The following is a 15,382-nucleotide window of genomic DNA, read 5'->3' as shown; positions in this document are numbered from 1 at the left end:
AAACCAGAAATCTGCGTGAAAGAATCGCGATTCTTTCGCTATCGTGAAAGCCATGGACCCCGACACCGCTGTCGCCGACGCCGCCACCCTCGGGCACCGCCTCCGCCATTTCCGCACCCGTCGCGGACTCACCCTCGACGAGCTGGGCGCCGCCGCCGGCGTCGCGCCGAGCCAGCTCTCCCTGATCGAGAACGGCAAGCGGGAGCCGCGCGTCACCCTCCTGACGACGCTCGCGCGCGAGCTCGGCGTCACCCTGGCCGACCTGCTCTCCGCCGAACCGCCGGACGAGCGGTCAGCGCTCGAGCTGGAGCTCACCCGCATCCAGCGCGGCCCGCTCTACAGCTCGCTCGGCCTGCCCGCCGTGAAGCCCACCAAGGGAACGCCGACGGAGACGCTGGAGGCGCTGGTCGGCCTCCACCGGGAGCTCGCCCGCCGTGCGACAGAGGCGATCGCCACCCCGGAGGAGGCTCGCCGCGCCAACACGGAGCTGCGCGAGCGGATGCGCGCGCAGAACAACTACATGCCCGAGATCGAGCAGCTGGCCGAGGAGCGGGTGCGCGCCTCCGGCCACGTCCGCGGCGCCCTCACCCACCGCGAGGTGAGCGTGATGGCCGAGCAGCTCGGCTTCGAGCTGATCTACGCGGGCGACCTGCCGCGCTCGACCCGCTCGATCACCGACCTCGCGAACGGCCGCATCTACCTGCCCCCGGCATCCATCCCCGGCGGACACGGCCTCCGCTCGATGGCGCTGCAGGCGATGGCGCACCGCCTGCTCGGCCACCAGCGCCCCGACAGTTACGCCGACTTCCTGCGGCAGCGGCTCGAGATCAACTACTACGCGGCATGCTGCCTGATGCCGCGGGAGGCCGCGGTCGCCTTCCTGCAGCAGGCGAAGCGCGACAAGGACATCGCCGTCGAGGACTTCCGCGACGCCTTCGGCGTCACCCACGAAGCGGCGGCCCTGCGGCTGACCAACCTGGCGACGAGTCACCTGGACATGACGCTGCACTTCCTCCGCGTCGGTGACGACGGTGCCCTCTACAAGGGCTACGAGAACGACGACCTGCCCCTGCCGACCGACGTCACCGGCTCGATCGAGGGGCAGATCGTCTGCCGCAAGTGGGGCGCGCGGAGCGCCTTCACGCACACCAACCGGACCACGGAGCTGTACCAGTACACCGACACCCCGGCCGGTACCTACTGGTGCGCCACGCAGACCGGCTCGACCGCCGAGGGCGGCTTCTCGATCACCGTTGGCGTGCCGTTCGACCAGGCGAAGTGGTTCCGCGGTCGCGAGACGACGGCACGCGCCGAGTCGCGCTGCCCCGACGAGTCGTGCTGCAAGCGCCCGGCAGCGGACCTCTCCGGCCGCTGGGCCGGCCGCGCCTGGCCGAGCGCCCGGCTGCACGCGCACATCCTGTCACCGCTCCCATCGGGCTCGTTCCCCGGGGTGGACGACACCGAGGTCTACGCCTTCCTGGAGGCGCACTCGGCGTCATGAGGAGCGGCCGGGAGGCTTCCTGCGCGCCCGCCGCAGCGACCGCAGCGAGAACCGCGCACGCAGTCGGCGCCGCCACCCGGAGCCGGCACGGACCTCGGCCCGCAGCTCGTCGACGAGCGCCCAGAACCGCTCCGCCTCCTCCGACTCCGTCCGGCCGTCGCCGAACACCGCGGTGTCCGCGTGGTGGGCGAGCGCCTCGATCCGCACCGGCCCGGCCTGCGGCCAGCGCTCCGCCAGCGCTTCCGCCTTCTCGGTGCGCGTCGCGGTCCGGGCGAGCACGACGCCGTGGTCGGTCGCGAGGGCGAGCACCTCGTCCCACCCGCCGGTGACCCGTTGCAGCGGTTCCGCAGCGCGCCGCCGTCGGCGCCTCCGCGTCGCCTTCGCGATGACGATGGCGGCGAAGGGCGCCGCCAGCAGGAGCAGCGCCAGAGCCGAGCCGCCCGCGACCAGCACGGCCGGCCGCCAGTCGGCCTGCTCGCGCGGCGCCTTGGCGTCGTCCACCGGTGGGGCCTGCGCCCGCGTCACCGGAGCCTGGGAGGGCTCCGGCTGCCGCGGCGGCACCTGCTGCGACCGGTTCGTCGGCTCGGGTGTGGGCTGCGGCGCGGCGCTGTCGGGCCGCTTGCTCTCGGGCGGGGTCGGAGAGAACGGCACCCACCCGTACCCGCGCAGGTCGACCTCCACCCAGGCGGAGATGTCGCGACCGGTGAAGGTCGTCGTGGTGGCGGCCGCGCCGGTCGTCGCGGTGTCGCCGGTCTTCGCGCCGTCGGCCTCCGGCGTGCGGAATCCCATCACCACGCGTGCGGGCAGCCCGAGCTGATGCGCGATCAGCGCCATCGCCGAGGCGTACTGCTCGTCGTCGCCGACCATCACCTCACCGGTGAGGAAGGCGGTCATCCGCTCCGCGCCGTGACCCGACAGCGAGGGGAAGTCCCCGTCGCCGACGAGCCCGTGGCTGAAGTAGCCGCGGCTGCCGAGCTCGCCGGCGATCCGCTGGGCCAGCGCGCCGCCGGCGGGCTTAGCGGCACTCTTCCCGGCGCCCTTCCCTCCCGTGTCAGCGCTTCCCGGCTGCCCCATCGCGGCGGCGGCCTCGGCGACCGAAGGCGGTGCGCCGTTCACCGCGGCGAGCGGCGCGTCCTGCGCGAGTGCGGCGGCGATCTCCTTGTCGCTCGGCCGCGGGGTCCATCGCGTGTCCAGCGTGTACTGCATCCCGCGCTCGAGCCCGCGCGGCAGGATGGCCGTCTCCGACGCGCTGTCGGCCTGCAGACCGGCGAGCGAGGTACCCTCACCGCCACGGATGGCCGCGGGGTCGCCGACGGTGGGCACCCACACGCCTCCGAGCGCGCCGATGGTCACCGAGACCTCCGCGTGGCGTCCAGCGGCGGACGGTGTCGAGTCGCCGGTCCCCGAGGCCCCAGGCACACGACCGTCGCTGGAGACGCGCCGGAAGCCGCTCGTCGGCGATCCGGCATCGGGGGTCCCGGCGCCGGTCGTGCCGTTCGACCCGCCGGCCCCGCCCGACCCGCTACCCGACGAGGCGTCGCCCGACGGCGCACCACCAGCCGCCGGCCCCGCCGACACGTTCCACACCAGCCCGTCGTACGCGTCCATCGTCGCCAGCCGCACAGGTGCGCCCGCAGGAAGGCCGGACACGGTCAGCATGGCCTGGTCGCCGTCCTTGACGAAGCGCCGGAACGCACTCAGCGGGCTGGCCAGGTCGGAGAGGTCGATGGGAGGCTGCACCTGCTCGCGCACCTGCAGTCGCTCGGCGCGCACGACGACCGGCGCCACCGCCCCACCCCCGGCGAGCGCCGCCACGGCGAGGATCAGGGCGAGCGGACGCCGGGTCCGCAGCCTCCCCGCGCGCCACGCAGCCCAGAAGGCGAGGAGCGCGGCCATCCCCACCCCGACGCCCACGGCGGCCAGCGACCGGTCCGAGGCGAACACCATGGAGACGGCCATGACGGCGACCGGCACCAGCGCGGCCGCCTGGGCGCGCCTCCCGTCGGCCGCTCTGGCCGCCACGGAGCAGGCCGCGAACGCGCCCACCAGCGCGATGAGGAGGGCGGCGATCAGTGCCTCGGCGTCGTCACCGAGCGGGGCGGGCAGTGTCAGCACCCGGCTCCACGTGGTCACGGGTCCTCGGGCGAGCACGGCCAGCGTCGAGGCGGTGGGCACCACCCCGGCGACGGACCCGTCGACCCGGCACAGCGCGGTACCGGCGACCACGTACGCGACGACCGGGCCGACCAGCGACACGAGCAACGGCAGGCGCCGGCTGGAGGCCGCAGCCGCCGCCCCGAGCAGCGCACCACCGACGGTGGCCGGCACCGCCGCGAGCCCGCCGTAGACGGGAACGAGCGGCGCGCACGCCGCCATGACGGCGAGCGCGAGCACGGCGGCATCCACGACGCGCAGCACGGTCTGCCGCTCACCGGCGGCGGTGTACCCGGGCGCGCGACGGCCGCGCCGCTTGGCACGACCGCCGGACTCTGCACGACGGCTCACCGCGCACCTCCTGACGCGAGCGCGAGCGGGAGGTCCGTGAGACGACCCAGCGTGCGATACGCCGTCGCACCCTGCGCGGCTGCGCGCACGGCGACGCCCTCCTCGCAGGCCAGCACGGTCACCGGCGCCGGATGACCGAAGCGGGAGGCGAGCGAGAACACCGTCCGCCGCTCCACGCGGCTGCCGGTGATCACCACGATAGCGGTCGCCGTCGCCGCGCGGTCGCGGATGCCGCGAAGCACGTCGGACAGGCCGCCACCGTCGCCCCATGCCACCGCCGCACCGGCGTCGAGCAGCCGCTCCTCCCCGGGGCGCCCCAGGGTGGTCGTCCCCGCGAAGACGCCGTCGAGCGTGCCCCCGCGGACCGCCGCCACGCCGAGCGAGGCGAAGGCCGAGACCGCGAGCTCGAACTCGGCAGCCGACGCGTACTCCCACTCGTCGAGCGCGAGCCCGATGGCGAGCCGCGTGCGCCGGAGGTCGTCGTACTGCCGGACCATCAGGTTGCCGAGGCGGGCGCTCGCGCGCCAGTGCACGCTGCGGCGGTCGTCACCGGGGACGTACTCGCGCAACGCGTGGAAGCTCAGGCCGCTGTCGGCGATGTCGCCGCTGGCGTCGCCCTCCAGGTCGCGCAGCCGGCCGCTCTCGAGCAGCGGCAGCCGCACGGTCCGTGGATGGACGTGGATGGTCTCCTGCTCCGTCCATGTCACCGTGCGCCGCAGCAGACCGAGCGGGTCGCCGCGCCGCGACACGACCGGTCCGACCCGCACCACGCCGCGGCGCGCCGTCGGCACGATGAACGACTCGTCGAACTCCTGACCCGGCGACAGGCCCGGCAGCTCGAAGTCGGCCGCGTTCGCACCGACGGGGAGCGTGAGGAGGGAGGGGGCCGACCGCCGGGATCCGGTGGCCAGCACGACGATGCGGCCGATGGCCCGCTCGCCGACACGGACCTTCGAGCGGGTCAGATCCACCCGCACGTCGTACGCCGACCGCCCGATCGTCATCAGCGCGCCGGTGACGAGCAGCGCGAGCAGCGCGAGCCCGGGGACGACCAGCTCCAGCCAGCCGGCGACGAGGCCGCCTGCGACGAGCACGACGGCGACGGCGAGCGTCGCCGCGCCGGGCGCGCCGATCGGCCGGCTGCGCTCGGGGCCGCGGGCCCGCGCCGTCACGCCGCCCGCTCTGCGGGGGGCACGGCGCCCTCGACGATGTCGCGCACGACCGCGGCGGCCGTCGCACCCGAGAACTCCGCATCGGGATCGAGGATGAGGCGGTGGGCGAGCACCGGGCCGGCGAGCGCCTTCACGTCGTCCGGCAGCACGTGGCCGCGCCCGCGCGAAGCCGCCATCGCCTTCGCGGACCGCACCAGGGCGAGCGCCCCACGCATGCTGACGCCGAGCCGCACCCGCGGGTCCTCCCGGGTCGCGTCGCAGATGGTGAGGATGTACTCGAGCACCGCCTCGTCGACGTGCACGGCGGCCGCGACGGCGATCATCCGCGACACCTCGTCCACGCGCAGCACGGGCTCGGTCACGGTCGTCGGGCGGCCCCGGGACGCCGAGCCGTTCAGGATGGCGAGCGCGGCCGTCCGGTCGGGGTGGCCGAGCGACAGCTTCATCAGGAAGCGGTCGAGCTGCGCCTCCGGCAGGCGATAGGTGCCCGCCTGCTCCACCGGGTTCTGGGTGGCGATGACGACGAAGGGCGCCGGCGCGGCGTAGGTCTCGCCGTCGACCGTGACCTGCCCCTCCTCCATGACCTCGAGGAGGGCGGCCTGGGTCTTCGGCGACGCCCGGTTGATCTCGTCGGCGAGCAGCACGTTGGCGAACACCGGACCGGGATGGAAGACGAACTGCTGCTCGCGCTGGTCGAAGATCGTGACGCCGACGACGTCGGCAGGCAGCAGGTCGGGGGTGAACTGGATGCGCTGATGCTCGCCCGCGATGCTCGCCGCCATGCTCTTCGCGAGCGAGGTCTTACCGGTTCCGGGGGTGTCCTCCAGGAGGATGTGACCCTCCGCGATCATCGCCGTCACCACGAGCGCGATCTCCTGCTCCTTGCCGAGCACGACCCCGCCGATGCTGTCGACGAGCCGGCGGAACGCGGCCGAGAACCACTCCCGGTCGTCGGAGACGGGCGACGCGCCGAGATCGGGGACGCCGGGCAGGTCGGCACTCGGCTCGGCGGCGATCAGGTCTTCGGGGTTCATGGCGGTCGGGCCTTTCGGGTTCACGGGAGGACGGAGGTGGAGGTCGGGCCGGTGCCGGCGGAGGTCACGGCGCGCAGGGTGAGCGTGATCGGGACGCCGGGGGCGGCGGGGACGTCGAAACGCGTGCCCACCGCGTTCAGCCACGCGCCCGATCCGACGCGGTACTGGATCGTGCCGCTCGTCCCGCCGTTCCACGACGGCTGGTCGACCGAGACGTGGTAGGCGCCGAGGCCCGCGTCGTACACCCACTGCGCGCCGGTGACGGCGTCGGGCAGCGTGACCACGGTCACCGACCCGATGGTGGAGGCGGGACCGCAGGCGTCGCCGGCATTGCATGCGGCGATGCTCACGCTGTAGGTGCCCGCCGGCAGACCGGCGACGGTCGCCGAAACGGCCGAGCCTCCAGCGCGCTGGCTGCGCTGCACGCCGTTCTGACCGGAGACGTCCAGCCGGTAGCTCTCGAGGGCGACCCCTCCGGTGTCGGTCGGCTGACGCCAGCTCGCCGTGATCGACCCCTGGCCGGGCGCGGCGTTCGGCGCGCCCGCCGCCGCGGCGAAAAGCGTCACCTTGCCGGGTGTGCCCCAGGTGCTCGCCGTCTGTGCGTCGGAGCTGGTGGAGCCGACCCGGTTCGTCGCGACGACAGTGAAGCTGTAGCGGGCGCCGTTCTGCAGCGATCCCACCACCACCGAGCCGCCGGAGCCGCCGAGCGCGACGCCGCTCTGGGCGCCGTTCACGAGGAGCGCATACGTCTCCGGCGCCCCGTTGTAGCGGCCAGGCGCCCAGTCGACCCGGAAGGCGCCTCCCGAGGGCTGCTCGACCCGCGCGACCGAGAGGGTCGGCTTGCCCGGCATTCCGGCGGGCGTCGCCGGCGCGGAGGCGGCGCTCCACGGCCCCGGCGTCCCCGAGCGGTTCCGCGCGGAGACCATGACCGTGTACGCGACACCGTTCTGGAGCCCGCCGATCGCATAGGAGGTCGCCCACCCGTCGACCGTGATCCGTCCGTTCGCGGTGCCCGCGGGCGCCGGCGAGACGAGCAGGTCGAAGCCGGTGAGCGGCGTGCCCGGGTTCGACGGCGCTCCCCAGCGGGCGACGGCGGACCCGTCGCCGGCGCTCAGGGAGACCGATGGCACGGCCCCGGGCGCGGCGTCGAGGGTGACCGGCGCGGAGGATGCGCTGACCGCCGACCAGCCGGCGGCGTTGCGCGCCTGCACGGTGAACGCGTAGTCGCGCCCGAGCGGAAGGTCGGTCAGCGTGGCCTGGGTGGCCCGGCCGTCCACGCTCCGTGTGATGCCGCCGGTGCCGGTGAGCCGGTACTCCTCGATCGGGGAGCCGTTGTTCGCGGGCGCCGACCAGCGCACGGTGAGCGCGCCGGTCGCGGCGGACTCCAGCGTCGGGGCGGCCGGCGTGGACGGCTTGCCGCGGACGGTGATGCGGATCGCGCCGCGCACGTCGCGGTCGGCGTCGCCGGTGGCGTCACGAACGGTGAAGGCGACGACGAGTCTCCCCGTGAACCCGGAGGCAGTGGCGACCGTCACCCGGCTGCCGTCCACCGTGGCGCGGCCACCGCCGGGGGTCTCGACGGTCGCTCCCGTCACGCGCAGCGCCGTGGACGGGAAGGGGTTCAGGGCGCCGTCGAGCACGTTCACCGTGTACGACTCGCCCTCGGCGCCGTCCAGCTCGACGTCGCGCACCGAGGCGAGACGCGCGGTGCTCTTCACGACGGTGACCTCGACGGTGCCCTCGACCGGGCGCTCCCCGCCGTAGCCCACCTCCACGCGCAGCGTCGCGGAGGTGCCGGGGCGTGCGTCGGCGTCGGCGGCGATGGAGAGCGTCCGACCGGAGACGGAGGCCGTGATGCCGGACGGCACCTGCCCGGAGAGCCGGTAGCTCAGCGCGCTCCGGGGGCCCGCGGTCTCGGTGAGCGCACCGAGGTCGACCTGCGCCGGAGCCTCCGCCGGCGCGACGCGCACGCTGCCCGGCGTGAAGCTCGGCTCCACGACACCCGACGGGCGCACGGTGATGGGGAGGGTCAGCAGCCGGGTCGCGGCCGTGGGGTCGGCGGCGCTCGAGCCGTCGCTCACGAGGAAGGTGATGGAGGCGGGGCCCGCATAGCCCGTGGCCGACCGGTAGACGAGCGTGCCGTCGTCCTGCACGAGCGAGGACCCGTCCGCCTTGGTCGCGGACACCGTCGCGGGGTCGAAGACCCGCGGCGTCCTGCCCTGCCGGACGGACACGTACTTCTCCAGCGGAATCGTCAGACGCTCCCCCGAGAGCACCGACAGCGCCTTCGCGCCCGTCTTCACCGACGGGACGGCGCCGTCCTTCGCCGGCACGAGAACGAACGCGTACGCGGTGGCCTCCCCATCGGGGGCGGTCCTGTTCGAGACGGCGACCGCGGCCACCCGCGGGCGGTCTCCGAGCGTGACCGTCACCTTCCCGTCGCGGGATGGCGTTGCGAACGCGAGCGCTGAGGGGTGCACGGCGACGCGGAGGTCGCTCGCCGGTCCGACCGGGTTCTCCGCCGCGGCGAGCACGTCGGCGACCACGCTGCTGCGGCCGGCCGCCTGCACGGCGGTGATCACCACGTCGCGCACGACGGGCGGCAGGATCGGGGCGTCCGACGCCACGTGCACGGCGAGGGTGGCCGAGGCCGTGCCGCCGACCCGGTCGCCGACCGTGTAGCCGATCAGGTGATCGCCCTCCTCGGCGGGGGCCGTGAAACGGATGCGGTCGCCCACGACGCGAGCGCGCAGTCCGTCGTCGGCGGTGAGCCGATCGGCGAGCACGAGGGAGGTGCCCGGCCCGGCGGAGTCGTTCTCGAGGACCGGCACGGCCACGGTCGTGCCGGGCCGGACCGCGATCGTGTCGTCGACCGCGACGACGTGCGAGGCGGCGACGGCCGGCACGATGCCCACGCGGATCGAGGCGGTCGCCCGGTGGCCGGCGGCGTCCTCCACGAGGTAGCGGAAGACGTCGGTCCCGGTCTCGCCCGGCAGGGCCTCGTAGCGGAGGCTGTCGGGGCCGACGGCGGTGATCCGGCCCTTGGCGGGCGCGGTGTCGGCGCCGACGAGGGTGACCTCGTCGCCGTCGCGATCGATCCCCGTCAGCGGGATGGCGATGCTCGTGCTCCCGCCCTGCTGGACCCGGGCGATCACGTCGCGCGGGAGGGGTGCGGCGTCGGTCGCCGGATCCGCGTCGTGGACGTCGATCGTGACGCGCCCCGAGGCCGAGTTGCCGTCGCCGTCCGTCACCGCGAACACCGCCGTCACCGTCATGGGATGCTGCGGCGCCTGGTAGCGCAGCACGTCGCCGGAGACGAACAGGAGCCCCTGGTCGGCGGGGGGCGCCTCCACGAGCGTGTCGTCGAGCTGCAGCTCCCCGCCGGACGGAGACCGTGCTCCCGCGAGCGCGGGGATGGTGACGATGCCTCCGGCCGCGACCGTGGCCGTGACGTCGGGGACGATCGGCGGGCGCGCCTCCGTCCCGGAGGGGTATGGCAGCACATGGATCTCGCCCACCGCCGATCCGGCGCCGTCCGAGACGGTGTAGCGGAGGGTCGCCGGAGCGGTGAGAGCGCGATCAGCCGACAGGCGCACCCGTGCGCCGTCTTCGATGACGGCCGCCACCCTCGCGCCGTCCTCCGCCTCGACGGACTGCAGCACGAGCACGGACCCGGCGGGGTCGTCGTCGTTCGCGAGCGGATCGACCACCGTGCCGCCGTCGCGCGGCAGCACGACCACGTCGACGGCGGTGCGGGGCGTGGCGTCGGTCGGGGCCTCGCGCACGTCGACGCGGACGACGCCGGTCGCCTGCTGGGGCGCCGCCACGACGGTGATCGGCACGTAATACGAGCCGGGCTGCTGGGCCGAGAAGGTGAAGGTGCCGCCGTCGAGATCCGGCGTGACGGTGGCGCCGTCCACGGGTTCGACCCCCGCGAGCCGTACGGGAGTCGCGCTCACCGAGCGCACGGAGTCCAGCGGAGCGACGCGCACCTGCTGTCCGGCGTCGGCGGTGATGAGGCTCGGCAGGATCGTCGGGGCGACGGACCCGGCGGCGCGCACGTCGACGTCGAGCGTCCCGGTCATCGTCTCGCGACCGTCGGACACCGTGAGGTCGAGCCGATGCCGGCCGACCGGCGCTCCGGCCGCGCGGTACGTCAGCGTCCCCGCGGGCGTGGTCTCGACCGTGCCCGTCCCGTCCTCGCTGCGCGCGCCGACGAGCACGAGGTCGTCGCCGTCCGGGTCGGAGAAGCGCGCCAGCGCGTCGAGGCCGACGGCCGCGTCCGCTCCGACCGGCACTGGGGAGGCTTCGGTCTGCTCGGGGGCGGCGTTGCGGTCGTCCGCATGAGCGGTCAGCGTGAGCGTCGAACGGACGGGCTCGACCCCGGGTCGTCCGTCGGAGACGGTGTAGCCGACGGTGACGGTGCCGACCGCCGCGGGATCGACGGTGACCTGGAGCGCGCGACCGCCGTAGACCGGAGTGACGCTGCCGAAGGAGGCGGGAGGCTGCTCCACGTCGGCGACGGCCAGCACGCCGCACCCCGAGGCGTGGTCGTTGCCGAGCACCGGAAGGATGCGCGAGCGCCCCGGGCGCACGCCGAACTCGTCCGCGGCGACGGTGGGCGGTGCCGGCTCCTCGTCGCAGCGCGGCGCGCCGTCGTCGGTCTGCTCGGTCTGGTCGTCGCGCTTCTCGTCGCCCTTGTCGTCGTTGTTCGCGATGCCGCCCCAGTCCGGTCGGCGGACCTCGGTGTCCTGCTGCGGCTCCCACAGCCTCCCCGAGGCGGTGTCGTTGAGGATGACGGCGTCGTGGTTGACCCGGAAGACCAGGGGCGTGCCCTCGGCCACCTCCTTGAGGGTCTGCCGGACGGGACGGTGCGAGCCGCACGCGATGAGGCTGTTGGAGGCGGTGGTCGCCCAGGCGCCGAAGACGCACTCGCCGACCACCACGGGAGCGGCGGGCACACCGACTCCGCGCGGCTCGACGGTGGTCACCCGGCGGGAGGCGACCGCGACCTCGAGCAGCGCCGTCGGCGTCGCCACGACCACGGTGTCGCGCGCGGGGCCGGGCTGCTGGAGCACGAAGTCGTGACCGTAGGCGGAGAGGTCGACCGCCCCGGTCATCCCGGCCAGCGTGGAGCCGCGGAGCACGTACAGGTCGTCGCCGACCGTCGTCGCGGTGGCGGCGCCGGCCGGCTTGCGTCCGGCGGCCGTCGCCAGCGTCCCGAGGGTGCGATGCGAGACGCCCTCGGCCGTGACGTCGACGCGGGAGACCCTCCCCTTCGCATCCGCGGCGAGGACCGCGCCGCTGCGGGCGGTCACGGCGACCGCTCCCCTGCCGAGCCGGAGGTCCGGACGCTCGCTGCGCGTGTCGAGCCCGCCCAGCGCGGAGGCGGGGCGCGCCCACAGCGAGCCCGAGTCGGCATCGAGGACCGAGGCCACGCCCGCCGCTGCGCTCACGCGTGCCGCGGCGGGAAGGAGGACGGGAGCCGCCGCCGAGACGGTCGCCGGATCGAGCACCGCCACGGTGTTCGCCTGCGTCACGAGGACCATCGAGCCGTCCTGGATGACGTCGAAGGGCGTGCCCGTGGCGACGACACCGCCGTCGAGCTCCTCCACGAGGTGGTTGTAGCGTCCGACCTTCATCGCGCCGGTGTCGGTGAGCCACACGCCGGCGTCGTTCGAGTCGATCTGGGCCACCGGCGCGCCGGGGTTCACGATCGCGAACGCCGTCAGCGCCGAGACCACGACGACCACCACGCCGGCGCCGACGGAGCGGCGGACGCGGCGACGGACCGTCTCCCTCATTCCGCGCAGGCCCTGGCCGGCTCGACGGAGGCCCGTCGATCCTTGCGCACGATGGAGACGTCGACGCAGATCTGGCCCTCGGTGGCCTGATCGGCGGGGATGGTGAGCGACGGCTGGCCGACGAGCTGGAAGCCCGCCGCGACGCCGGTGCCGGAGATGCCCCAGAGGTACTGATCGCCGTCCTCGGGGTCGGGGTTGCTCCACGAGAACACCGCGGAGCCGTCCGCCATCTTCTTGCCGGTCAGCCCCTTGGGGCTGGGCACCGCGTCGGCGGACAGGGAGGCGTCCGTCGCCTCCGTCGATGGCGTGTCGCCGGAGCCGTCGGAACCGTCGGACGCGGCGGCCGGTCCGCCGAGCGAGGAGGCGATCGCGTTGTAAGCGACCAGGCCCCCGGCGACGAGCAGGACCGCGGCTGCCGCGCTCATGATCACGAGGCGCAGCGGCCGGCGCTTGCCGATGCTGCTGTCCGGGTCCGTCGCCTCGCGAGCGGCGGAGCCCCGAGCGGCGAAGCCGCCATCGGCGGAGCCGGGCGCAGCGGAGGCCGCCGCGTCGCGCGTCGCTGCAGCGCGGTCGCGGGAGCGGCCGCGCTTCCGGCCCGCTTTCTTCGCTCGTCCGGCGGGTGCCGCAGGGCCGCTGGAGGCAGCAGTGCCGGAGCCGCTGCTCGGCCGTACCGCGACACGCGTGACCTCATCGACCGGCGACGCGGAGGGGCGGGCCGCCGACGCATTCGAGCCGGGCCGGACAGCGGCGCGCGTCGCCTCGTCGACCGGGCTCACCGTGGGCGTGACGGCGGTCGGGGGATGCTGCTCGCCGTCCTCCGGACGGATCTGCACCACAGGGCGGATGCGGCCCTCGTGCAACGCGCCACCGGAGGCGGCCGGCGTGACCGGCGCCGCCGGCGACGGCTGCACGGAGGAGAGGTCGGAGACCTCCATCGCGGTCTGCTGGAATCCGCAGGCGGTCTCGATGCGCTGCAGGGCGCGACCGACGGCCATGGCGGAGTTCGGCCGCTCGTGGGGGCTCTTGGCCATGGTCGCGTGGAGGAGCGCCTCCAGCCGGTCCGGGATGTCGCGCCGACCGGTCGGAGCGAGCGGCGCGGACTCGATGCGCGCCATCAGTTCCGCGGAGGAGTTCGAACCGCCGACCACCTCGAACGGCGACCGGCCCGCGAGCAGGGAGTACAGGGTCGCGCCGAGCGAGAAGACGTCGCTGCGCACGTCGAACGGGGCGTCGTCGGTGAACAGCTCCGGCGGCGCCCACGGCACGCTGAGCCCGCCGGAGCTCGGCTCGCTGCCCGCGACGGTCGCGATGCCGAAGTCGGTCAGTGCCGGCCAGCCGAAGTTGGTGACCAGGATGTTGGCGGGCTTGATGTCGCGGTGCAGGATGCCCGCGCGGTGCGCCGTCTCCAGCGCGCCGGCGAGCCGGACGCCCACGCGCAGCACCTCGTCGAGCGGGATGCGGACCTGGCGGAACCGTGCTCCGTAGCCTTCGCGCGGGCAGTACTCCATCACGATGTACGGCCGGCCGTCGCCCGCGACGCCGGCCTGGTGGATGGTGACGATCGAGGGATGCTGCGACAGCCGCGCCATCACGTTCGCCTCCATCTCGAACTGCTCGCGCACGCCGGGGGCGAGCGTGCCGTCGTTGAGGACCTTCACGGCGACCATGCGCTGCGGGAGCCGCTGCTCGTAGAGGAACACCTCGGCGAAACCGCCGGAGCCGAGAACGCCCCGGTACTCGTAGCCGTCGAGCGCGGGCGGCGGCGTCGTGCTGCGAGGCGGAGTCACCTCGCGGCCTCGAGCGTCGCGATGGAGCCGTCGCCCAGGTCGAGGCGGGTGCCGAGCGCGACGCGCGCTCGCTCCCCCGCCCCCAGCCGGTACGGCTGCGCGCCGGCCGGGACGACCATCGTGCCGTTGCGCGAGCCGAGGTCGGTCGCGTACACCTCGCCGGCCGCCCGCTCGATCAGCAGGTGGGTGCGCGAGACCTCGTCGGACGCCCGGATGAAGGGCACCAGCCGCGGATTGATCACGTCGGGGACAGCCGATTGCTGCGGTGCACGGCCGAGCACGACGGGCCGGTCGAGGGTCACGACACTGCCGCTGGAGAGCACCAGCGTCATGGTGTCGAACCCGCCGGAGTCGCCCTGCGGGTGCGAGGGGGCGGCCGGCTGCGCCACGGGAGCGGACGCGTGCGGGGAGTGCGAGTGCGGTTGCGAGTGCGATTGCGGCTGGAGGTGCGGCTGCGGCTGGGAGTGGGCGCCGGGAAGGGCTGCCGGAGCCGGAGCGCCGTACGGCTGCGAGAGCCCCATCGGCTGCGCGAAGCCCATCGGCTGCGAGAGCACCATCGGCTGCGAGAGCCCCATCGGCTGCGAGAGCCCCATCGGCTGGTCCGGCATGACGGGAGCGGCGACCTGGCCGTAGCCGCGGGCGTACCCGGTCGCGGGCACGATGGGCTGCGGCAGGTGCGCGTCCGGCGCGATGCCACCGGGCTGCGGGCTCGACGTTCCGAAGGCCGTGGGGACGGCCGCCTCGTTCCACGGCGACGGCTGCGGCATGGCCGCCTGCTCCGCCACCCAGCGGCTGCCGGCGTCGACGTATTCCTCGTTGTAGGGAGGACCGGAGCGCTCGTCGATGGCGACGGGCATCGCCTGGCCGGGGCCGGTCGGCACTCCGACGGCCGGCGACGGCATCGCCGCCTGCCCGGGCATCGCCGGCTGCAGGGAGGGAGCCGGCATCGCGGGGCCGGGCACGCCCTGCCGCATGCGGGCCTCCTGAGCGGAGACGGACTGGGTCGCCGAGACCGCGGGAGCCGCGGCGGCGGCCTCCGCCGCGGCCATCGCGGCGCGCGCGTGCTCGGTGACCGGGAGGAAGGCGCAATCGCCTGCGACGATGCCGCCCTCCAACGGGTACACGTCGCCCTGCTCCGGCACCGCGGCGGCGAACCGGAGGATGAAGCCGTCGGCCTCTTCGATGGTGCTCTCGGACCAGGTGAGCACGCCCGGCGCGTCGACCGTCCACGTGCCGTCGAGGGTCAGGACGTCGACGTGCGCGTCACCACGCACCAGCAGATGCCAGTGCTTCTCCCCCTCCGTCACGACAGCGAGCGAGGAGACCTCCGACATGTCGATGTCGAGGACGGACTGCATGACGCGGGTCGCGTCGAGGCCGCCGTCGTTCACGGCCGCGTAGAGCTGGGCGACGATCGCGCTGGGCGTTCGGGCGTCGCAGAGAGCCACCATGTCGCCGGAGGCGATGACGTAGTGGTCGCCCCTCAGGTACTCGATCGCCGGCATCGCATAGATCTCCACATCCGCCGGGCGCGCGCTCTCGGGTCGGCGCGCACTTACCCGGACTCGGGCAAGGATAC

The 15,382-nt window shown here is 74.6% G+C and carries 7 protein-coding genes; 1 reads left to right on the top strand and 6 read right to left on the bottom strand.

Translation table 11 applies throughout. The features are described from left to right. Positions 1-52 precede the first annotated feature (52 nt). Positions 53-1,501: a helix-turn-helix domain-containing protein gene (locus P5G50_RS07750; RefSeq protein WP_301211244.1), complete on the top strand. Its 1,449-nt coding sequence runs from the start codon at positions 53-55 to the stop codon at positions 1,499-1,501. Here the strand turns inward: P5G50_RS07750 and P5G50_RS07745 are convergent. The 6 genes from P5G50_RS07745 to P5G50_RS07720 are packed head-to-tail and all read right to left on the bottom strand — an operon-like array spanning position 1,496 to position 15,308. Next, positions 1,496-4,006 (bottom strand): transglutaminase domain-containing protein, encoded by a 2,511-nt coding sequence (locus P5G50_RS07745; RefSeq protein ID WP_301211246.1) that lies wholly within the window; start codon positions 4,004-4,006, stop codon positions 1,496-1,498. The two genes, P5G50_RS07750 and P5G50_RS07745, sit on opposite strands and share 6 nt — an antisense overlap. Then, positions 4,003-5,178, bottom strand: coding sequence for a DUF58 domain-containing protein (locus tag P5G50_RS07740; RefSeq protein ID WP_301211248.1), 1,176 nt, complete (start codon positions 5,176-5,178; stop codon positions 4,003-4,005). The genes P5G50_RS07745 and P5G50_RS07740 overlap by 4 nt, the downstream gene beginning before the upstream one ends. Further along, complete coding sequence (locus tag P5G50_RS07735; RefSeq protein ID WP_301211250.1) at positions 5,175-6,212, bottom strand: AAA family ATPase; 1,038 nt, start codon at positions 6,210-6,212, stop codon at positions 5,175-5,177. Before P5G50_RS07735 ends, P5G50_RS07740 begins: the two co-directional genes overlap by 4 nt. A 20-nt stretch (positions 6,213-6,232) precedes the next feature. Then, positions 6,233-12,016, bottom strand: coding sequence for an Ig-like domain-containing protein (locus P5G50_RS07730; RefSeq protein ID WP_301211251.1), 5,784 nt, complete (start codon positions 12,014-12,016; stop codon positions 6,233-6,235). Beyond that, positions 12,013-13,803 (bottom strand): serine/threonine-protein kinase, encoded by a 1,791-nt coding sequence (locus P5G50_RS07725; RefSeq protein ID WP_301211254.1) that lies wholly within the window; start codon positions 13,801-13,803, stop codon positions 12,013-12,015. Before P5G50_RS07725 ends, P5G50_RS07730 begins: the two co-directional genes overlap by 4 nt. Continuing rightward, positions 13,800-15,308, bottom strand: a complete 1,509-nt coding sequence (locus P5G50_RS07720) for an FHA domain-containing protein (protein ID WP_301211255.1) — start codon at positions 15,306-15,308, stop codon at positions 13,800-13,802. Before P5G50_RS07720 ends, P5G50_RS07725 begins: the two co-directional genes overlap by 4 nt. Positions 15,309-15,382 lie beyond the last annotated feature (74 nt).

It is taken from the genome of Leifsonia williamsii (assembly GCF_030433685.1).
Classification (GTDB): domain Bacteria; phylum Actinomycetota; class Actinomycetes; order Actinomycetales; family Microbacteriaceae; genus Leifsonia; species Leifsonia williamsii.
This window is presented reverse-complemented; position numbering and strand designations above follow the sequence as displayed.